This window comes from Prauserella endophytica, assembly GCF_005146945.1.
Classification (GTDB): domain Bacteria; phylum Actinomycetota; class Actinomycetes; order Mycobacteriales; family Pseudonocardiaceae; genus Prauserella_A; species Prauserella_A endophytica.
This window is the reverse complement of record NZ_SWMS01000006.1, coordinates 81524-102720: the sequence shown is the minus strand read 5'-3', so window position 1 is coordinate 102720 and position 21197 is coordinate 81524. Positions and strand designations below refer to the sequence as shown.

The 21197-nt window shown below is 72.5% G+C and carries 17 protein-coding genes; 12 read left to right on the top strand and 5 right to left on the bottom strand.

What is annotated here, in order from left to right:
• The 8 genes from FCN18_RS13350 to FCN18_RS13315 are packed head-to-tail and all read left to right on the top strand — an operon-like array spanning position 1 to position 8999.
• Complete coding sequence (locus FCN18_RS13350; RefSeq protein ID WP_137095213.1) at positions 1–1230, top strand: MCE family protein; 1230 nt, start codon at positions 1–3, stop codon at positions 1228–1230.
• The gene (locus FCN18_RS13345) at positions 1227–2222 is read left to right on the top strand and encodes an MCE family protein (protein WP_113644654.1); all 996 of its coding nucleotides are present in this window, start codon (positions 1227–1229) and stop codon (positions 2220–2222) included. The genes FCN18_RS13350 and FCN18_RS13345 overlap by 4 nt, the downstream gene beginning before the upstream one ends.
• Complete coding sequence (locus tag FCN18_RS13340) at positions 2219–3208, top strand: MCE family protein (protein WP_137095211.1); 990 nt, start codon at positions 2219–2221, stop codon at positions 3206–3208. Before FCN18_RS13345 ends, FCN18_RS13340 begins: the two co-directional genes overlap by 4 nt.
• On the top strand, positions 3205–4302 hold the full coding sequence (locus tag FCN18_RS13335; protein WP_137095208.1) for an MCE family protein: 1098 nt from the start codon (positions 3205–3207) through the stop codon (positions 4300–4302). Before FCN18_RS13340 ends, FCN18_RS13335 begins: the two co-directional genes overlap by 4 nt.
• A complete protein-coding gene (locus FCN18_RS13330) occupies positions 4299–5336 on the top strand; it encodes an MCE family protein (protein ID WP_137095206.1) in 1038 nt (345 codons plus the stop codon). The genes FCN18_RS13335 and FCN18_RS13330 overlap by 4 nt, the downstream gene beginning before the upstream one ends.
• Positions 5333–6532 carry an MlaD family protein gene (locus FCN18_RS13325; protein ID WP_137095204.1) on the top strand — a complete coding sequence of 400 codons (1200 nt, stop codon included), beginning with the start codon at positions 5333–5335 and terminating at the stop codon, positions 6530–6532. Before FCN18_RS13330 ends, FCN18_RS13325 begins: the two co-directional genes overlap by 4 nt.
• On the top strand, positions 6532–7146 hold the full coding sequence (locus FCN18_RS13320; RefSeq protein WP_137095202.1) for a VirB8/TrbF family protein: 615 nt from the start codon (positions 6532–6534) through the stop codon (positions 7144–7146). Before FCN18_RS13325 ends, FCN18_RS13320 begins: the two co-directional genes overlap by 1 nt.
• A 14-nt stretch (positions 7147–7160) precedes the next feature.
• Positions 7161–8999 carry an AMP-dependent synthetase/ligase gene (locus tag FCN18_RS13315; protein WP_137095200.1) on the top strand — a complete coding sequence of 613 codons (1839 nt, stop codon included), beginning with the start codon at positions 7161–7163 and terminating at the stop codon, positions 8997–8999.
• A 240-nt stretch (positions 9000–9239) separates the two neighbouring features.
• Here the strand turns inward: FCN18_RS13315 and FCN18_RS13310 are convergent, their stop codons facing one another.
• Positions 9240–10415 carry an ROK family transcriptional regulator gene (locus FCN18_RS13310; protein WP_228713930.1) on the bottom strand — a complete coding sequence of 392 codons (1176 nt, stop codon included), beginning with the start codon at positions 10413–10415 and terminating at the stop codon, positions 9240–9242.
• A 178-nt stretch (positions 10416–10593) separates the two neighbouring features.
• On the opposite strand from FCN18_RS13310, the gene FCN18_RS40855 reads away from it, so the two are divergent.
• Positions 10594–10746 carry a putative leader peptide gene (locus tag FCN18_RS40855; RefSeq protein WP_407675776.1) on the top strand — a complete coding sequence of 51 codons (153 nt, stop codon included), beginning with the start codon at positions 10594–10596 and terminating at the stop codon, positions 10744–10746.
• Between the two features lie 33 nt (positions 10747–10779).
• A complete protein-coding gene (locus FCN18_RS13305) occupies positions 10780–11712 on the top strand; it encodes a sulfite exporter TauE/SafE family protein (protein ID WP_137095197.1) in 933 nt (310 codons plus the stop codon).
• A gap of 52 nt (positions 11713–11764) precedes the next feature.
• Here the strand turns inward: FCN18_RS13305 and FCN18_RS13300 are convergent, their stop codons facing one another.
• The 4 genes from FCN18_RS13300 to FCN18_RS13285 form a co-directional block, all read right to left on the bottom strand.
• Positions 11765–12649, bottom strand: coding sequence for a MurR/RpiR family transcriptional regulator (locus FCN18_RS13300; protein ID WP_113644644.1), 885 nt, complete (start codon positions 12647–12649; stop codon positions 11765–11767).
• 7 nt (positions 12650–12656) lie between these two features.
• Positions 12657–18155, bottom strand: coding sequence for an ATP-binding protein (locus FCN18_RS13295; protein ID WP_112268751.1), 5499 nt, complete (start codon positions 18153–18155; stop codon positions 12657–12659).
• Positions 18156–18345: 190 nt separating this feature from the next.
• Entirely contained in the window at positions 18346–19086 is a 741-nt protein-coding gene (locus FCN18_RS13290) for a GntR family transcriptional regulator (RefSeq protein ID WP_228713928.1), read from the bottom strand.
• A 2-nt stretch (positions 19087–19088) separates the two neighbouring features.
• Positions 19089–19259, bottom strand: coding sequence for a hypothetical protein (locus FCN18_RS13285; protein WP_206077884.1), 171 nt, complete (start codon positions 19257–19259; stop codon positions 19089–19091).
• A 173-nt stretch (positions 19260–19432) separates the two neighbouring features.
• On the opposite strand from FCN18_RS13285, the gene FCN18_RS13280 reads away from it, so the two are divergent.
• Positions 19433–20890, top strand: coding sequence for an aldehyde dehydrogenase family protein (locus FCN18_RS13280; RefSeq protein ID WP_170200550.1), 1458 nt, complete (start codon positions 19433–19435; stop codon positions 20888–20890).
• A 55-nt stretch (positions 20891–20945) separates the two neighbouring features.
• Positions 20946–21158: an alcohol dehydrogenase catalytic domain-containing protein gene (locus tag FCN18_RS13275; protein ID WP_137095195.1), complete on the top strand. Its 213-nt coding sequence runs from the start codon at positions 20946–20948 to the stop codon at positions 21156–21158.
• Positions 21159–21197: the final 39 nt, after the last annotated feature.

Below are 21197 nucleotides of genomic sequence, written 5' to 3'. Positions count from 1 at the left end.
ATGGCACGGGAGACCAGCAGGGCCTCGCTCGCGCTGCGCGGGCTCGCCGTCGCGATCGCGCTCGTGACGGGGTCGGTCGCGCTCGTCGCCACCGGCGAGGGCTCGTCCAGCGGCGGCGCCGCCGTCACCGCCACCCTCCCGGTTTCGGCGGGTCCGATCCGGGACGACTCGCCCGTGCAGTTCCGGGGTGTGCCGGTCGGCAGGCTCGCCGCGGTCGACGCCGGTCCCGGCGGTTCGAACCTGAGCCTGGACCTGGATCCGGCGCTGCTGGACCGGGTTCCCGCCAACGTCCAGGTGCGGCTGCTGCCCAGGACGCTCTTCGGCGACCAGTACATCGACCTCGCCGTGCCACGGGGCGCCGAGCCGGAGGGCAGTCTCGCCGGGGGCGCCGTGCTCACGGCCGACACCTCGGGCCGCACGGTGCGGCTCTACGACGCCTACGCGCGCCTCTACGAGCTGATCACGGCGCTGCGCCCGGCCGAGTTGCAGGCCGCGCTGACGGCGCTGGCCGACACGCTGCGTGGCCGGGGTGCGGAGCTGGGCGCCATGATCGACGACGCCGCCGAGCTCACCGGCACGGCGCGGCCACTGATCGACTCGCTCGGCGAGGACCTCACCACCGTCGCCGAGCTGGTCCGCGACCTCTCGGCGAGCGCGCCGGACCTGATGCGTGCCCTCGACGACGCCGTGGCCCTGTCGCGGACCGTGGTGGCCGAGCGGCGGTCGCTCGGTGAGGTGCTCGCCGCCGGGATCGACCTCACTGCCCAGTCGGAGCGCATGCTCGTCGGCAGCGCCGATCGCGTCATCCGGCTCGCGCACAGCACCGAGCCGATCGCCGACGTCCTCGGCCGCCACCCCGATGCCGCCGAGGAGGTGCTCGACGCGGCCGGCTTCTTCCTCCAGGGCGCCGAACGCGTGTTCGCGACCGGCCGGTTCAAGATCAGCGCGGCGCTGACGTTCGACCAGCCCTACCCCTACACCGCCGAGGACTGCCCTCGCTATCCCGGCCTGGACGGCCCCAACTGCGGCGATCCCGTGCCCGCGCGGTCCGAGCAGCGGACACCCGCGCCGGGCGGGCTCACCGGCCCGGTGGGCAGCCCGCAGGAGAAACGGACGGTCGAGGAGCTCGCGCCGCTGCTGCCGGAGCCGACCGCACGGAACCAGCAGCCCGACCTGCTCACGCTGCTGCTCGGCCCGCTGCTGCGCGGCTCGCGGGTGGTGGTCCCGTGAACGTCCGCGCCACCCTCGCCAAGCTCACCGCGTTCGTCGCCGTGTGCACGCTCTCGGCGGTGCTCGTGATCAACACGCTCACCGATCCGCTCACCGGCGACACGGTGACCTACCACGCCGTGTTCACCGACGCGCAGGGACTGAACCCGGGTTCGCGGGTGAACGTCGCGGGCGTGCGCGTCGGCAAGGTCACCGCGCTGGAGCTGCGCGACGGCCGGGCCCACGTGACGTTCGAGGTGCGGGCGGACCAGCGCGTCGCCGCGAACGGGCAGGCCGTGATCCGCTACGCCGACCTGCTCGGCTCCCGCTACCTCGCGCTCACCGACGGAGAGGGCGAGCTGGAGCCCGGCGCGACGATCCCGGTGGAGCGCACCAGGCCCCCGCTCGACCTCACCGCGCTGTTCAACGGGTTCAAGCCGCTGTTCGACGCGATCGACCCCGGGCAGGTCAACCAGCTCGCGGGCGAGATCGTCGCCGTCTTCCAGGGCGAGACCACGTCGATCGACGGGCTGCTCAGCAAGGTGATCTCCCTGACCGGCACACTCGACAGCCGCGACGAGGTGCTCGGCGAGGTCATGACCAACCTGACCGCGGCCATGGACACGATGAACGCCCACCGCGACGACCTGCGCGGGCTCGTCACGAGCCTCGCCGACCTGACGTCGTTCGCCGCGGACAGCCGCGGGGAGATCGCCGCCGCGCTCGACAGCGGCTCCGCGCTCGCCGGCTCGCTCACCCGCCTGCTCGGCGACATCGAGCCACACCTGACGGGGGATGTGCGGGCGCTCAAGACCGTGAGCGGCGAGCTCGTCGCCAACCAGGAACGCTTCGAGACGCTGCTGCGGGGGATGCCCGACTTCATGGGCACGGTGGGGCGGACCCTCGACTACGGCACGTGGGTCAACGTCTACGTCTGCAATCTCAGCATCGACATCATCGGCGGCGCCCCGCTCGACCTCGGCATGGGACCGCATTCGGAGGTCTGCCGATGAGCGGTTTCCTCGCCCGCCGCGGCCCGGCGTTCGGCGGCGCCGTCGCAGCGCTGGCGCTCGCGGTGCTCGTCGGCGCCGCCATTCTCGTGCCGAGGCTGACGTTCCAGGCGTCGACCGACGCCTACACCGCCGAGTTCGCCAACGCGGCCGGGCTCACCGAGGGCGACCAGGTGCACGTCGCCGGCGTTCCGGCAGGGCGGGTCACCGGCGTCGAGCTCGCCGGCGACCGGGTGCGGGTGCGGTTCCGGCTCGACAACGGCCAGCCGCTCGGCGAGACCACCACCGCCGCGGTGAAGCTTGCGACCGTACTCGGCACCCGCTACCTCGCGGTGCGGCCGGGCGGGTCCGGAACGCTCGCGGACGGCACGATCCCGCTGCACCGCACCCAGGTGCCCTACAGCCTCGACGCCCTCGGCACCGACGCCGTGCGCACCACCGAGGAGCTCGACACCGGGCGGCTGCGCACCATGATCGCGACGCTGCAGGACAAGGCGCCCAACGGGGAGCTGCTGGGCCAGGCGCTGGGCGGGGTCAGCCGCGCGACCGAGATCGTCGGCGACCGCAACGGCCAGTTCCGCGACCTGCTCGGCGGCGTGCGAACGCTCACCACCGAGCTGCTCGACCAGCGCGACACCCTCGTCACGATGCTCGGCGACGCCGAGCTGGTGGCGCAGACGCTGAACTCGCGCCGCGCGGTGATCCGGCAACTGATCACCGACGTCGACACGCTCACCACGGCCCTCGACGAGCTGCTGCGCGAGAACGAGCCACTGCTCGGCCCGCTGCTGAACGACCTGCACACCGTCACCGACACGCTCGCGCGCGGGGACGCCGCGATCAGCGAGGTGCTGCGCTTGCTCGGGCCCGGCAGCCGCTACCTCGCCAACGCCACCGGCAACGGGCCGTGGGGCGAGGTCGCCGGACCGGCCGGGCCGATCCCGGACAACCTGCTGTGCCTCGCCGGACTGCTGGAGGGCTGCCGATGACACGCTCGCTCTCCCGCTCGCTCTCCATCGTCCTCGCGCTGGCGCTCGTCGCGGCCGTCGGCTGGTACACGTTCCTCCGGCCGGAACCGCAACTGCGTATCTCCGCCGACTTCCCCTCGGCGAGCGGCGTTTTCGCCGGCAGCCGCGTCGCCGTGCTCGGCGTCCCCGTCGGCACCGTCGAGGAGGTCGAGCCCCGCGGGGCGACGGTGCGGGTGACGATGAGCCTGCCCCCGGACACGCGCGTCCCGCGCGACGCGCACGCCTACATCATGAGCCCCGCCGTGATCAGCGACCGGTTCGTCGAGCTCTCCCCCGCCGACACCGGCGGCCCCGCACTCGCCGACGGCGCGGTGATCCCGGTTCAGCGCACGCACACGCCCGTGCAGTGGGACCAGCTGACGGATTCGCTGCACGAGCTGCTCACCGCGCTCGGCCCCGCCGGGGCCAACGCCGAGGGCGGCGTCGGCGCGCTCCTGAGCAGCGCCGCGGACTCGCTCGGCGGCAACGGGCAGGCCCTGCGCGACGCCGTCACCGACATCACCCAGGCCACCGACCTCGTCGCGGGCGGCACCGGCGACATCGGCGCCGTGCTCGACAACGTGGACCGGCTCGTGCGGCTGCTCGCCGACCACCGATCCACAGTGGACACGCTGAACACCACGGTGTCCCAGGCGGCGGGCGACTTCGCCGAGCAGCAGGACGCGGTGACCCAGTCCATCGACCAGCTCTCCCGCGTGCTCGGCACGTTCGGCAGGTTGCTGGACGAGCACGGCGACCAGCTGACCGGCGACCTGTCCCGGCTGACCGACCTGAGCACCAACCTCGTGGCGCACCAGCGGGAGCTGGCCGAGACGATCGACACGCTGCCACTCGCGCTCGACAACTTCAGCCGCGCCGTGACCGACGACGAGCGGCTGCGGCTCCGGCTCGACATCTCCACCAACCTCAGCCAGTTCCCCGCCACCGCGCGGCTGTGCGAGCGGATCCCGATCCCGCTCTGCTCCGGCGCGGGCGTCTACAACCCGATCCCGTTCCCGCCCCGGGTGCCGGACGCGCTCGGGCTCGACGCCGCGCTGAACGGAGGTGGCCGATGAGACGCCTCGCGTGGCTGCCCCTGCTCGCCACCGCCGCGCTCGCGTCGGGCTGCGGGCTCAGCCTGCAGAACGCCGCGGGCATCTCCGGCGCCGAGGGCCCGGTCTACCGCGTCACGGCCGAGTTCACCGACGCCGCCGGCCTGCCCGTCGGCGGTACGGTGCAGATCGGCCAGGCCACGGTCGGCCGTGTGGCGGAGATCCGCACCGAGGACTACCGCGCGATCGTCGAGCTCGACATCCAGTCCGATGTGGAGCTTCCCGCGAACACGCGCGCCAGGCTGGAGCTGACCTCCGCGCTCGGTGAGGAGTTCGTGGTGCTCGAGCCGCCGCCGCGGCGGGACGGGCCGACGCTGGCGCAGCGCCCGGCCATCCCGCTGGAGCGCACCTCCCGCGGCCCCGATGTGGAGAGCACCCTCGCCGTGGTGGGCACGCTGCTCAACGGCTCCGGCATCGACCAGGTTCGCACGATCGTCAGCGAGGCCAACACGGCGCTCGGCGGCCGCGCGGGCAAGGTCCGCGGCCTGCTCGCCGAGCTCGACACGGTGCTCGGTTCCCTCGACGCCCGCAGCGGTGAGCTCGTCAGCGCGATCGATTCGATGCACGCGCTGTCTGGTCAGCTCGCGGCGAACCGGCCCACGCTGGAGCGCGCGCTCACCGAGATCGAGCCGGCGTTGCGGGCACTGCTGGCCGAACGCGAGCGGTTCACCGCGCTGCTCGGCAACGTCAACTCGCTGGGCACCGCGGCACAGGGCCTGCTCGACGAGACCGGCTCGGCGTTCACCGGCCAGCTGGCACGGCTGCGGCCCGTGCTCGACAACCTCGCATCCCTTCAGGGCAGGCTCGGCCCCACGCTGACGAGCCTGCAGAACTTCACCGTGCTGCTGCGGGAAGCGACCCCCGGCGACTACCTCATGCTCGACGGCACGCTGGAGGTGCCGCTGACCATCGCGGAGATCCTGAACCCCGACTTCGGTGGCGCGTCCCAGCCGGTGGTCGGCGACCTGACCGCCCTGCTGGAAGGCGGTGCCAGGTGAACCGCCTCGCCGTCGTCCAGCTCGCCCTGTTCGCCGTCATCGGCCTGGCGTGCAGCTACTACGTCGCGACCAATGTGCTGGGCCCGACCGCGCTGCGCGACCCGCTCACCGTCACGGTGCGGATGCCCGACACCGGCGGCGCGACGATCGGCTCCCAGGTCACCTACCGCGGTGTGGGCGTCGGCGAGGTCACCGACGTGCGCATCGCCGGGAGCGGGACCGGCGTGGACGTGGTGCTGTCGGTGGACCCGGACAGCCGCATCCCGGCCGGTGCGACCGCGGTGGTCACGATGGACAGCCCGCTCGCGATCCTGCGGGTCGACCTGCGGCCGGAGCACGAAAACCCGCCCTACCTCGCCGACGGCGCCGTCATCGAGGGCGAGGACACCCGCAGGCCGCTGCCGCTGGAGACCCTGCTCGAAGACTTCATGGCGCTCGCCGACACGCTGCCCGCCGACGACGTGGCCGTGGTCGGCGAGGCGCTCGCCACGGGACTGAGCGGCACCGCGCCCGAGCTGACCCGCACCGTGGACAACGTCCGCGAGCTGCTGGACCTCGCCAGGGAACGGGCACCGCAGATCCAGCGGATCATCAACAACGGCAGGCTGCTCGCCGACGGCGGCAGGCTGCGCGAGCTGACCTCGGCACTGCGGTCGCTCACCGGCAGCCTGCGCGGCAACGAGCCCGCGATCCGCACGCTCCTGCACGACGTCCCGGCGCCCACGCGCCAGGTGGTGGACCTCATGCGGGAGAACGAACCCGCGCTCGCCACGCTGCTCGGCAACCTCGTGAGCACCACGCAGCTGGTGGGCATGCGGGCGCCCGCCGTGGAACAGCTGCTCATCTCGATGCCGCAGGCGTTCGGCGAGCTGGGCGGCATCGTCAAGGGCGACACCGCGAGCTTCTACCTCGTCGGCACGCAGGGACCGGTGTGCTACAACGACACGCCACGCCGCACGCCAACCGACACCGCACCGCGCGAGCCGGTGCTCACGTGGAACTGCGTGCCCTCGGCCGACCTCGAGCAGCGCGGCGCGCTCAACGCGCCGCGCCCTGGCGGGACACCGGCCCCGGTCCCCGCCTACGACGCCGCGTCCGGGCAGGAGATGCCTTTCCGGCTCGGCGCGACGGGCGGGCAGAGCTCCGTGCTCGGCCCCCGGTCCTGGTCCTCGATCCTGTTGCAAGGAGTCCAATGATGCGCATCACCATCGCCGACCGGAAGCCGTCGCCGAAACCCAGGTCCACAGTGGACGATAAGCCGGAGGACGAGGACGAGGCCGGCACCACCGACGACACCCCGCCCACCGAGGAGGACCCGCCCGAGCGGAGGTCAAGGCGGCCGAAGCCGAGACTGCTGCTGGCCGTGCTCGCCGTCGCGGCGCTGCTGGGCGCGGGCGGCTACCTGGGCGCCCGGTTCGCGGCGCACCAGGCCGCCGAGACGGCTCGCACCGAGGCGCTCGCCGCGGCGAAACGCTACGCCACCGATCTCTCGTCGTACGACTTCAACGACCTCCAGGGCAACTTCAGCGCCGTCGAGGCAGGCGCCACCGGGAGGTTCGCCGAGCAGTACCGGCAGGTGAGCCGCAACCTCACCGAGCTGATCAAGCAGCACGAGGCCGTCTCCAAGGGGGCGGTGCTGACGGCCGGCGTCGCCGAGGCCGACAGCGACCGCGCCGTCGTGGTGCTCTTCGTGGACCAGACCATCACCAACACCAACAGCCCGCAGCCACGCATCGACCGCAACCGCATGCAGATGACCCTGCTGCACCAGGACGAGCGCTGGCTCGTCGACGACGTCAAGCTGCTGTGAGAGGAGCACCCGCTGTGACAACCGCATCCGAAGTCCGCGAGAGCGCCGGCACCTGGACGGTCCCGTCCCTGATCCGCCGCAACGCCAGGGAACACGGCGGTAAACCGGCGCTGACCGGCAACGGCACGACGCTGAGCTGGGCGGAGCTGCGCGAGGCCGTGGCCTTCGCCGCCCACGGGCTCAAGGCCGCCGGGCTGCGGCACGGCGACCGCGTGCTCATCGACGTCTCCGCCAGGCCGGAGCACTGGGTCGCCGACTTCGCCGCCGTGCACCTCGGCGCGCTGCCGTGCACGACCTACGCGACCCTGAGCACCGAGCAGGTCCGCCACGTCGCCACCCACAGCGCGGCCACCGTGATCGTGCTGGAGGGCGCCGCCCAGCTGCATCGGTGGGGCCCGGTGCTCGGCGCGCTGCCCGCGCTGCGCGCCGTGGTCGTCCTCGACGCCACCGCGATCCCGGAGGGCGACGCCCGGTTCGTCGCGTGGGACGACCTCATGAGCGGCGGCTGCGAGCTGCACCGCCGGGATCCGGCCGAGCTGGAGCGCTGGACCGACGCCGTCCGGGCCGCCGACCCGGTGACGATGATCTACACGTCGGGCACCACCGGCACCCCCAAGGGCGTGGTGCTCAGCCACACCAACGTCATCTACCAGAGCGCGGCGCAGGAGCTGCTCAACCCGGTGGAGCCGAACCCCCGTCTGGTGGCCTACCTGCCGCTGGCCCACATCGCCGAGCGGGTGCTCGGCATGTACCTGCCGGTGTTCAGCGCGGCCCACGTCACCGTCTGTCCTGATCAGACACAGCTGCTGCCCACGCTGAAAGAGGTGCGTCCGCACGGGTTCTTCGGCGTGCCGAGGGTGTGGGAGAAGATGGCCGCCGGGATCCAGGGCATCCTCGGATCCCTGCCGCAGGAGCACCGCGCGCCGATCGACAAGGCCCGCGAGGTGGCCGCGCGGGTGTACGAGATCCGCGCCGACGGCAGCGAGCCGCCCGCCGAGGTCGCGGCGGCGTTCGAGCAGGCGGACGGCGCGGTGCTGCGGCCGCTGCGCGAGCAGCTCGGGCTCGACAAGGCGACCCGCTTCGGCAGCGGCGCGGCGCCGATTCCCGCTTCGGTGCTGGAGTTCTTCGGCAGTCTCGGCATCACGATCATGGAGGTGTGGGGCCTTTCGGAGACGACGGGCGCGGCGACCACGACGTTCGTCGACAAGTACCGGGCGGGCACCGTGGGCATGCCGATGCCGGGCATGGAGCTGCGGCTGGCCGAGGACGGCGAGATCGAGGTGCGCGGCCCGCTGGTGTTCGAGGGCTACCTCTCCGCCGACGGCACCATCGAACGCGCGACCGACGACGAAGGCTGGCTTGCCACCGGGGACATCGGCACCGTCGACGACGACGGCTTCCTGCGGATCACCGACCGCAAGAAGGAGCTGATCATCACCTCCAGCGGCAAGAACATCGCTCCCAGCAGGGCCGAGGGCCTGCTGCGCACGCACCCGCTGGTGGGCTACGCCGCCGTCATCGGCGACCAGCGACCGTACGTGACGGCGCTGCTGGTGCTCGACGAGGAGGCGGCGCCCGCGTGGGCCAAGGCGCGCGGCCTCGAGACCACGGACCTCGGCGAGCTGGCGGCGCACCCGGTCGTGCGGGAGGAACTGCAGCGCGCCGTCGACGGTGCCAACGAGGAGCTGTCTCGGCCGGAGCAGGTGAAGCGCTACCACGTGCTGGCGAGGCCGTGGACACCCGAGAGCGGCGAGCTGACGCCCACGCTGAAGCTCAAACGGCGCGTCATCGCCGACCGCTACGCCGCCGACATCGAGTACCTCTACGCGACGGAGGGAAAGACCACACAGTGACCGTGCGTTCCCGCCCGCGAGTCGTGCACTCCAGCGCGCGAGTCGTTCACTCCCGCCCGCGAGTCGCGCACTCCGGTCCGCGAGTCGCGCGTTCCGGTTCGCTTCGGCCCGGGGCGGGAACGGGCAACTCACGCCCGGAAGGGGCACTCGCGGTCCCGAGCGCGCAACTCGCCGTCCCGAGCGCGCAACTCGCCGTCCCGAACGGGGGACTCGCGGGCCCGAGCGCGGAACTCGCGCGGGCTACGCGCCCAGGATCGACAGGGGGTGGTCGTAGAGTTGCGTCAGCAGGCCCGTGCACGCCGCCATCGCCTGCACGTCGGGTCCGAACTGGGTCACCTCGACCAGATCGGTACCCGGTAGCGCGGTGGTCTCCCGGAACGCGCCGAGCAGTTCCTCCAGGTAGGCGGGCGCGTCGGTGACGGCCTGCCCGCCGAGTACCACCAGCTCGGGGTTGACGACGTCACGCAGGATGCCGACGGCGCGCCCGAGCGCTCTCGCGCGCTCGGTGAGGATCCGGTCGGCGTCCTGGTCCCCGGCCGCGGCCGCGCCGCGGAGCAGGCCGAAGTGCGGCTCGGCGATCACGCCCGCGCGCACGGCCCGCTCCACCACGGCCCGCTCGGCGACCGTCGCCTCGAGGCAGCCGGTGCGGCCGCAGGCGCAGCGCACGTCACCGCCCACGGGCAGGTGGGCGATGCTGCCGGACTGGCCGGGCCCCCGGTGCAGCACCCCGTCCACCGCGATCGCGACGCCGACCATCTCGCGCGCGTAGAAGTACAACGAGCTGTGCGCCCTGCCCGCCGCGCCGAACAGCAGCTCCGCGGTGGCCATGGCGGGCACGTGACCGTCGAGGTGCACCGGCAGCCCGGTCACACCCTCCAGCACGGCGCGGGCGGGCACGCCGCGCCAGCCCAGCGGGCCGTGGTGGAGCAGCCCGTGCTCGGCGTCCACCTGCCCGCCGATGGCGAGGCCGACGCCGATGATCTTGCGCTCCGGCCAGCCTCGCAGGAACGCCCCGACCTCGTCGGCGATGGCGCCGAGCACCTTCTCGGGCTCGCCCGACGGGGTCGCGATGCGCTCGCTGCCGAGCAGCCCGCCGCGCAGGTTGGTGAGGCCGTAGGTGGTGGTCGTGATGCCGATGTGCACGCCACACGCGGCGATCACGTCGTCGTTGAGGTCCACCGGCACCGTGGGCCTGCCCACCTCCCTCGTGGCCGGCAGGCCGGGCACCTCGCGCAGCAGCTCCAGCTCCGCGAGCGCGGCGACCTGACGGCTCACGGTCGGCATGCTCAGCCCCGTGAGCCGCGCGATGGCCGCGCGCGAGAGCGGGCCGTCCGCCCTGATCGCGCCCAGCACCGCCGCGGCGTTGGACTCGCGGACCCCTCCGGCCCCCGGCACGTCCCGGACCGCCGCGGGCAACCTTTTCCCCACACCCAACCTCGCTTTCTTCACGGGTGAAATCAATACGTCCGTCGCTGCCCTGTCAAACGATTCCGGCACTCGGGATGATCGCCACAGTTAATTTCACGGCATTACCAATGATTTAATTTCACGCATTAAGAAACACCTTGCAAGTAATCCTTTCAAATCGTGAGAAATGTTGGACCAGCTCGTGGACGTCTGCCACGATCGGGGCATGGGAGGGCAATCGGCAGTGCTCGTCGAGCGGCGGCACATCGACCTGCTGCGGGTCGGTTCCGCCTTGTGCCGCGCTTTCTGCACAACGTCCCCGCCCTCACCGCGGCGCTGAACGCTCGCGGTTTCCTTCGAAGCTGAGGTCTGCATGCAAACACTCCTGCTGTTCGGACTGGCCGGTTTTCTCGCGCAGCTCGTCGACGGCTCGCTCGGCATGGCGTTCGGCGTGACGGCCACCACGACGCTGGTCGCGGCGGGCACCGTGCCCGCGGTGGCCTCGGCGGCCGTGCACCTCGCCGAGGTGGGCACGTCGCTGGCCTCGGGGATCTCCCACTGGAAGTTCCGCAACATCGACTGGCGCACGGTGGGTATTCTCGCGCTCCCCGGCGCGCTCGGCGCGGTGCTGGGGGCCTACGTGCTGACCTCGCTCTCGACGGAGTCCGCCTCCGTCTGGATCACCACGATCCTGCTCGTGCTCGGCCTGTACGTGCTCATCCGGTTCGCCTTCCTCAAGCTCGGCAAGCTGATCACCACGAAGCGCCCCGGCGCCCGCATGCTGGCGCCGCTGGGCCTGGTGGCCGGGTTCGTGGACGCGAGCGGTGGCGGCGGCTGGGGCCCGGTGGCCACCACCACGCTGCTCTCCTCGGGCAGGCTCGAGCCGCGCAAGGTGGTCGGCTCGGTCGACACGTCCGAGTTCATCGTCGCGCTGGCCGCGAGCGTCGGCTTCCTGTTCGCCCTTTCCGAAGAGCACGACCTGAACTACACGGTGGTCGCCGGGCTGATGATCGGTGGCATCATCGCCGCCCCGTTCGCCGCGTGGCTGGTGCGCAGGCTGCCGCCCCGCATCCTGGGCGCCGCGGCCGGCGGGCTGATCGTCTTCACCAACGCCAGGACGCTGCTCAAGGAGTTCGAGGCCGGTGACACGCTCACCACGGTCGTGCTCACCGCGATAGGCGTGCTCTGGGCGGTGGGACTCGCCGCGGCGATCCGCTCGGTCCGCGAGGAGAAGCGGGTCAACGAGATCGCCGGCGAGATCGCCGGCGAGACCGACGCCGACCCGGAGCGTCAACCGGCTCCCTGAGCCCGCAACACGACCGGCCGCCGCGGTGGATCACCGCGGCGGCAGGCTCGCGTCAACCGCGCTGTTCGTAGACGCCGAACTCGTCCAGCAGCGCCTCGTCACGCAGCAGGGTGTCCCTGACCTCGTGGCCGAGCACCTGCGCCACCCCGGCGACCAGAGCCTGCGTCAGCGCCGTGAACGCGGTCACCGAGCGCAGCACCGCCGGGCCGGCCGCGTCCACGAAGAACGCCTGCTCCACCAGCGGCACCAGCGGCGACGACGCGTTGTCCGTCAGCGCCACGCACCGCGCCCCTCGCTTGCTCGCCCACTCCGTCGCGCGCACCGTGTCGGCGCTGTAGCGGTGGATGGAGATCGCTACGAACGCGTCGCCGTCGCGAACCCTGCGCAGGCTGTCGGTGAGCGACCCGGCCTCCCCCGTGATCGTCTCGGCGTCCTCCCGCACCATCCGCAGCAGGTAGCCGAGCAGATAAGCGGGCGCGTGGCACTTGCGCAGCCCGAGCACGTGCACGCGGGGGGCCTCCGCCAGCAGCCGCACGGTGGCGTCCCAGCTCGCGTCGTCCAGCCGCGCGAACGTCCTCGCGATGTTGGCCGAGTCCAGCTCCGCGGCCTGCCGGGGCAGCCAGCCGCCCCCGCCGTCGCCCCGCTGTTCGAGGCTGTCGAACCGGCGCAGCAGCTGGGCCTGCTCGCGCAGCCGCTCCCGGCAGACCCGCTTGAGCTCGGGGAACCCCTTGAAGCCCACCGCGGTGGCGAAGCGCACCACGGTCGCCTCGTTCACGCCCACCGCCGACGCCAGGTCGGACACGGTCATGAACGCGACGCCCTCGGGGTCGGCCAGCACCCGCTCGGCGAGCAGCCGGTGGGAGCGCGACAGCTCGGGCAGCGTGCGCTGCAGCCGCCCGGCCAGCTCGTCGAACGTCGCGGGTGCGTCGGTCGTCATGCCCCCATCATGCCGTGCGGCCCCGCTCAATGGCCGCGATGATCTCCGGGCGCAGGTCCTGCGGCCGGATCACGGCGTCCACCGAACCGACCTCGACGGCCCGCCGGATGCTGTGCACGCCGTCGAACTCGGCGGCGACCTCGCCCAGCTTCTCCGCGCGCACCGCCGCGCGCACGTCGGCGAGCCGCGTGCTCAGCTCCGCGCGCTCCCCTCCACTCGCCTCGGCGATCCGGGCCTCGAGCTCCCGCACGCGCTCGTCCGCCGCCGTGCGCGCGTTGACGTCGCCCGCGAACACCACCGCCGCGGCGGGCGCCCCGCCGATGACCGACGCGAACGAGCCGTCGACGGCCAGCACCGTCATCGACGGGTTGAGCGCCTTGGAGAACACCACGAACGCGCCGCCGTGGTACCGCGAGATCACGCAGAACACGATCGGGCCCTCGAAGTTGACGATCGCGCGGCCGATCTCGGCGCCGTATTCCAGCTGCAGCTTGCGCATCGACTCGGGCGAACCGTCGAACCCGGACAGGTTCGCCAGCACCACGAGCGGCCGGTTGCCGCTCGCCGCGTTGATCGCGCGCGCCGCCTTCTTCGACGAACGCGGGAACAGCGTGCCCGCGGTGTAGGTGTCCGGGCCGTCGGTCGGCGGGAACCCGCGCCTCGGCACCGACCTCGACTCGATCCCGAGCAGGCACACCGGATATCCACCCAGATGCACGTCCTGCACCACCGCGGTCTCCGCGTCGGCCATGCCGGCCCAGCGCTCCAGCACAGGGTGGTCCTGGTCGGCCACGGCGCGCATCACGGTCCGGATGTCGAACGCCTTCTTGCGGTCCGGGTTGGCCTCGCGGGAGAAGATCTCGCCAACGGTCGTGAAGTCGCTGCCGACCACGTTGTGCGGGAAGTCCGACACGTCCCGGTCGACCGGGTCGGAGGTCGGGGCCCGGCGCGGACCGCCCTCGCCCGGCACCACGTAGGTGTGGTCGTAGTGCGACATCAGCACGTCCCGCGCCCCGGCGAGGTCGGCCGCCCAGTACTGCGCCTGGCCGTTGGGGCCCATCACGCGGTCGTAACCGCCGATGCCGAAGTTGTCCTCGGCCGAGACGCCGCCCGAGAAGTCCAGCGACTGCTTGCCGGTCAGCACCATCGCGGAGTCCGGCGTCATCACCAGGATTCCCTTGGTGTGCATGAGCATCGTGGCCTCGGCGTTCCAGTACGGCTGCGCGCCGACGTTGATCCCGGCCACCACGATGTTGATCTCGCCGCCGTCCTGGGTGAAGTGGACGATGCGCTTGAGCGCCGCCGCGACCCAGTCCATGTTCTCGGTGCCGGAGTTCATCGCGATCCGCGCGCCGGCCGACAGGGCGAACCACTCCACCGGCACCCGCATCCGCTCGGCGAGGTCGAGCGCGCCGATCACCCGCGCGCACTCGGGCTCGGACAGCGCGCCGAGCGCCTTGGTCGGGTCGCCGAGCAGCACGACCCGCGTGACGCCCTCGGGGTGCCGCGCCGTCGGCGTGGTCACCACCCCGGCCACGATCCCGGCCTTGTTCCGTCCCTTCGGCCGGTCGACGGGCACCAGCTCGCCCTTGTCGTCGAGGTCGTGCTCGGTGAACGTGCCCTCCGGCCCGGCGAGCATGTCGGTGAGCTCGTAGGGGTACACCGTGTCGCGGCGCCGCGCGCGCAGCACCTTCTGGCCGTAGTCGTCGAGCGGCTGGATGAGCTCCGTCGGCGGGTCGGTGACACGCACGCGCACGCCGGAGCCGACGTGGTAGGAGATCCGCACCGCGATGTCGGTCAGCTCGCCCGACTCCGGGTCGCGTTGCCTGCCGAGGAAGAGCACCTCCTCGAGGCCCGCGCCCGCCGTGGTCGGCAGGACGCGCCGGGCGATGGCCTTGAGCTCGTCCATCGTCAGTTCGCTCGGCGGCCACACATAGAGCAGCACCCGGTTGGTGTCGAACCGCTTCTTCGCCGGCCGCCGCGCCTGCACGTTCCGGATCGCGTCGAGGCACGCGTCGAGCGTGCCCTCCACGGCGGGCAGGGCGAGGATGCGGCCCTCCGAGTCGCGAAGCGGCGTCAGGTCGCGCACCTGCGCCATGGCGACGAGCCGCTCGTCGGACTGGTTCTGCGGGGCGACGCACCGGAACAGGTGGACCTCCTCGTCCGCCGAGGGCAGCCGGGTGAGGTCGAAGTTCTGCCAGCGCTTGAGCTGCAGCCGCTGCGCGATGAGCGGGTGCAGTCCCCGGATGAGCCGCTCCTCCGTCAGCCCCGCCGCGGACGGCCGGAACGTGAAGTGGTGGTGCATGGCGGCCCCGCTGCGCCCGGCGACGCTCGTGGTGATCCGCCGGACCTGACCCGGCAGCGGCACCGCCGCGAGCACCTCACGCAGCCGCGCCGACATCGCGTCGACGTCCTCGGGCTGATCGGCCCAGGTGAGGTAGACGTCGGCCACGAGGGCGGCCGGCGCCTCGGCGCCTCCGGCCACCTCGGCGACCGCGCGCAGCGCGTCGGTCAGCTCGGCGAAGTCCGCGGCGGTGGCCACGAGCCGCAGCCTGCTGCCGTCGAGGTCGTACTCCGCGGTGACGCACGAGCGGCCCGCCACCCGCAGGTTGCGCACGTCCTGCAGGTTCCTGCTGTGGTAGTAGCGGCGGCTCAGCACCTCCAGCAGCGGCGCGAGGTCCGTGCCCGGCCTTCCGATCCGCTGCCCCAGCATCCGCACCAGCGGCTCGGGGCTCGCGACCATCTCCGCGATGCGCTCCTCGCGGTCGGGCGCGGCGGGGTGAGCGTCGAGGTAGCGCAGGTGGGCCCGGACACGGGTGTAGATCTCCGCGCGGTTGCGGCGCAGCATGGGCTGGGCGAACCAGCGGAACACCAGGCTCCGCGCGAGGTCGCCGACCACGGGGAAGCGCAGCTGGGTGGCGACGATGAGGTGCTCCAGCACCTGGCCCACCGCCTCGCGCACGGAGTTGCCCGGCGCGGGCTCGGTGAGCCACTGCTGCAGCAGCGTGGTCACCACCACCACGTCGGCGGCGGCTCGCTGCTGCGCGAGGAAGATCCGGAAGACGGCGTCCTCCAGCTGCGGCGTGCGCTCCAGGTCGGTGACGCCGTAGTAGGCGAGCACGCGCGAGAGCCGGTTCTGGAACGTCTCGGAGAGCCCGGCGCGCTCGACGTCGAGGCTCTGCAGGTAGGTGTGGAAGAACTCGCGGGCGCTGTGCACGCGGGTGTCGGCGCGGTCCTCCTCACCGGCGGGCCGGTTGCGGGTGAGCTCGGAGAGGTCCGCGAAGACGCGCAGCAGCTCCACCTCTCCGCCGACGGGCCGCTCGCCCGAAGCCGCCAGCTCCGCGCGGGCCGCGAGGTAGTCCGACAGCACGCGGCCCTGGTCGTGCGGGTCGACGTCGTAGCCGAGCAGCAGACTGCGCAGGTCGTCCAGACCACGCTCGACGCGCTGCCGCGCGGTGACGTCGCGTGGCTCCGGCGGCAGCTCGAGGTCCGCGCCGGGCGCGCTCTCCCCGGTGGCCTCGTCGTCGGCGTCGGCCACGGGCTCGAGGCGCAGGAGCGCCGCGCCGGTCTCGACCTGGCTGCCCACGGAGACGGGCCGCTCCTTGAGCGTCGCGCGAAACGGCGCGCGCAGCACCGTCTCCATCTTCATGCTCTCCAGCACGAGCACTGGCGCGCCGGCCTCCACCTCGGCTCCCACCTCGACGGGCGTCGCCACCACCAGCGCGGGCGCAGGCGAACGCACGACACCGCCCTCGTCGCGGCTGATGCGGTGGGTGACGCCCTCCACCTCGACGAGGTGGATCGGGCCGTGGATGCCGGTGACGAACCGGAACCGCCGCCCGTTCACCACGAGCTGGCCCGAGCGCGCGTCGAACCGGTCGATCTCGACGTCGACGGGCCGCACCTCGGCGCCGCCGTCGATGCCGACGCGGAACCGGCGGGCGCCGGTCCTCGCGACGCTCACGCGGTAGCCGGCGCCGCGCAGCTTGAGGTCGATGGGGCGGCCGCTCTCGTGCTGCACCTGCGGGCGGCCACCGTACGCGGTGGACAGCAACCGCTGCAGCTCGGTGCGTTCCTCGTCCTCGTACGCCTCGATCGCGGCCGCGGCGAGCGCGATGCCGGAGTGCCGGCACGAGACGAGGCGGCCCTCGCCTCGCACCCGGTCGATCCAGCCCGTGTCGGCGCTGGCGTCGATCACCTCGGGCTGGTCGAGCAGGTCGAGCAGGAAGCTCTTGTTGGTAGCGCCGCCCTCGATGAGCACGGTGGTCTCGGCGACGGCGCGGCGCAGGCGGGCCAGCGCCTCGTCGCGGGTGCGGCCGTAGGCGATGATCTTGGCGATCATCGAGTCGAAGTCGGCGGGGATCGTGTCGCCCTCGCTGACACCGGTGTCGACGCGGATGCCGGGGCCCGCGGGCAGGCCGAGCAGCGCGATGCGGCCGGGCGCGGGCGCGAAGTCGCGGTCTGGGTCCTCGGCGTTGAGCCTGGCCTCGACGGCGTGGCCGAGCTCGCGCGGGATCTCGCCGGTGAGGGTGCCGCCCGAGGCGACGTGCAGCTGCGCCTTCACGAGGTCCATGCCGGTGGTGGCCTCGGTGATGGGGTGCTCCACCTGCAGGCGCGTGTTCACCTCGAGGAAGGCGAACATCTTCTGGCCGGGGTGGTAGAGGAACTCGACGGTGGCCGCGCCGCGGTAGCCGACCGCGACCGCGAGGCGCTCGGCCGAGGCCTTGAGCTCGCGGGTCTGCTCCTCGCTCAGCAGCGGCGACGCGGACTCCTCGATCACCTTCTGGTTGCGCCGCTGCACGGAGCAGTCGCGGACGCCGAGCGCCCACGCGGTGCCCTGGCCGTCGGCGATCACCTGCACCTCGACGTGCCGCGCGCCGGTGACCAGCCGCTCCAGGAACACGACGCCGCTGCCGAAGGCGCGGGCGGCCTCCTGGCTGGTGCGCTCGTAGGCGTCGGCAAGCTCCTCGTCGGAGGTGATGACGCGGATGCCCCGGCCCCCGCCGCCCGCGGTCGCCTTGAGCATCAGCGGGTAGCCGATCTCCTTGGCGGCCAGCAGCGCGGCGTCGAGGTTCTCGACCGCGCCGCGGCTCCACGGCGCCACCGGGACGCCGACCTCCTCCGCGATGAGCTTCGCGCCGATCTTGTCGCCGAGCTTGCGCATCGCCTCCGCGCTCGGCCCGACGAAGGTCACGCCGAGCCGCTCGCACAGCTCCGCGAACGCCGGGTCCTCGGCCACGAAGCCCCAGCCGACCCACGCGGCGTCGGCCCTCGTCTCGACCAGGGCGCGTTCCAGCACGGCGAGGTCGAGGTACGGGCGCGCCGAGGCGGGGCCGAGCAGGTAGGCGTGGTCGGCCTCCCGCACGAAGGTCGCGGTGCGGTCGGCGTCGGTGTAGAAGGCGACGGTCTCCATCCGTGGCCCGCCTTCGGCGTTGCGCTCCCGGACGGCATGGATCAGCCGCATCGCGGCCTCTCCCCGATTCACGATGGCGATGCGAGTGAACAAAACCGGCAAACCTCACAACTCACGAGCAACACGAAAGGCGACGACCGGTTCGCGGCCGTCGCCTGCACCTTGCCTCGTACTCTTCCGGTTACCGGCGGGTCGGCAAATGATCGGACTCAACCACGCCCCGCGCCCCGGCTTTGTAGGGTGTCGCCAAAGGGGCCCCCGCACCGCCTGCGCTAACCGGCGCTCAGCTGAGGATGCCCTGCCTCGCGAGGTGGTCGACGAGCAGCTCGCCGATGTGCCGGATGTGCTCCGCCATCGCCGTGCGCGCGGCCTCGGCGTCACGGGCACGCAGCGCCGCGAAGATCGCCGAGTGGTCGTGCGCCGACGCCGACGCCCACCCCTCGATCTTGCCGAAGAAGCGCAGCGGCACGTAGCTCACCGTCAGGTTCAGCAGCGAGGCCATCCGCAGGGAGCCGGAGACCTTGTTGATGGTGCGGTGGATCTCGTGGTTGAGGCTGTCGACGAGCTCGGTGTCGCCTGCCCGCTCGGACTCGGCGAGACGACTCTGGATCTCGTCGAGCCGGTCCAGCTCCGCCTCGTCGAGGCGCGTGGCCGCGCGGCCGGCCAGTTCGCCCGCGATGTAGGCCTGTACGTCGAAGAGATCCCGCACGTCGCGGCTGGTGATCGGCACGACGCGGTACCCCCGCCGGGGCTCCCAGCGCACCGACCCCTCGCTGTGCAGGATCATCAGCGCCTCGCGCACGGGCGTCTGGCTCACGCCCAGCTCCTCGGCGAGGTGCTCGGTGCGCACGAACTCCCCGGCGGGGAACTGCCCGACCATGATGCCCTCGCGGACATAGGCGGCGACCCGCTCGCTCAGCTGCTGCTTGCCGCCGAAGCTGGCGCGCCGCGCCGGAGCAGTACCGGCCGTGGCGGGCCGCCCGCCGTGTCCGTCCATCATCCCGTCACCCGCGAGTCGCGCCATTTCTATATTCTAGAGGGCGACTTCCTGGCCTGGCCGGCCTCCGCCGCCCCCTGGTTGGCGTCGCCCGACGGAGCCGAGCGCCGTGCCGCCTCCTTGTACCTCAGGGGCGCCTTCTCGAACACGCCCTCGTGCGCGGCGATCGCGTCCGCGAGCCGTTCAGGCCTCGGCCGCACGCGAGGCGCTCCTGGTCCGCTCCCGCCAACTTGTCGCCGGGACTTGACCTGGTCACGTATCTCCCTTTCGCATGGACACCGTGGATGTGCCCGCGGGCCACCGCCACCGGAACCGGGCGGGCCATCTCGTGATGTGGCTTACAGTGACCGGCTCATCTTGCACATTCTATAGAATGCAGTCAAGATGGCGACGTACCGCGATCGAAGGAGATCCAGTGAGTCATCGAAGCGACCTCTACCTCGACGGTGAGTGGGTCGCCGCGGGTAGCGCGGCGATCGCCGTGGAGAACCCCGCCACCGAGGAGACGATCGGCGAGGTGCCCGACTGCACCGCCGAGCACGTCGACAGGGCGGTCCGCGCGGCCCGGCGCGCCTTCCCCGGCTGGGCGGCCACGCCCAGGGCCGAGCGGGCGGAGTACCTGCGGAAGCTGCACGACGGTCTTGCCAAGCGCGTCGACGAGATCGCCGAGCTCATCGCCACCGACGTCGGCACCCCCATGCGCATCGCCTCGCGCATCCAGGCCTCCCTCCCGCTGACCGACATCTCGAGCTACGTCGACCTGCTCACGCGGGAGGAGCCCGAGGAGAAGATCGGCAACACCCTCGTGGTGAAGGAGCCGATCGGCGTGGTCGCCGCGATCACGCCGTGGAACTACCCGCTGCACCAGATCACCTGCAAGCTCGCCCCCGCGTTGGCCGCGGGCTGCACCGTGGTGATCAAACCAAGCGAGGTGGCCCCGCTGGCGGCCGTCGCGCTGTTCGACGCGATCCACGAGGCCGGCCTGCCGGCCGGGGTGGTGAACCTCGTGCACGGGCGCGGTCCCGTCGTCGGCGAGGCCCTCGCCACGCATCCCGAGGTGGACCACGTGTCGTTCACCGGTTCGGTGCGGGCCGGCTCGCGCGTCGCCGAGCTGGGAGCGCGCACGATCAAAAAGGTCACCCTGGAACTCGGCGGCAAGTCGGCCAACGTCGTGCTCGACGACGCCGACCTCAGGACCGCGGTCAAGGTCGGCGTCGCCAACGCGTTCCTCAACGGCGGCCAGACCTGCACGGCGTGGACCCGCCTGCTGGTGCCCGCCGACCGCCACGCCGAGGCCGCCGAACTGGCCGGGGAGTTCGCCGCCGGGTTCGCCCCCGGCGACCCGCTGGACCCGAAGACCAAGCTCGGCCCGCTGGTGTCGGCCGCGCAGCGCGAACGGGTACGCGGCTTCATCGCCAAGGGCGTCGAAGAAGGCGCCCGCCTGGTCACCGGCGGCGCGGACACCCCGGCCGGGTTCGAGCGCGGCTACTACGTCTCCCCCACGGTGTTCGCCGACGTCGACCCCGACTCGACCATCGCGCAGGAGGAGATCTTCGGCCCGGTGCTCTCGGTGATCCCGTTCCGCGACACCGACGACGCGCTGCGCATCGCCAACAACTCCCGCTACGGCCTCCACGGCGCGGTGTGGTCGGCCGACAGCGACCGCGCGCTCGCCTTCGCGCGCCAGGTGCGCACGGGCCAGATCGACGTCAACGGCGGCGCGTACAACCCGCTCGCCCCGTTCGGCGGGTACAAGCAGTCCGGCGTCGGCAGGGAGATGGGACGGCAGGGCCTCGACGAGTACCTCGAAGTCAAGTCCATCCAGCTCTAGGGAGGCCCCTCGTGGTCAGAGCCGTCATCGTCGACGTACCCGGGGAACCGCCAGGGTGGCCGACCTCGAACCGCCCGCGCCCGGCCACGGCGACGTGCGGGAGCGCATCACCGCGGCGGGCGTGTGCCACTCCGGCCTTTCCATGATCAACGGAACGCTCACGCCGAAGTTCCCGCTCGTGCTGGGCCACGAGGCGTCCGGCGCGATCGCCGAGACCGGCGACTGGGCGGCCGCGTGCCGCGCGCTGGTACCGCCTGCAGGGCGGTGAAGGGCGTCACGAGTGTCCCCAGTGGACGATGGGCCGACG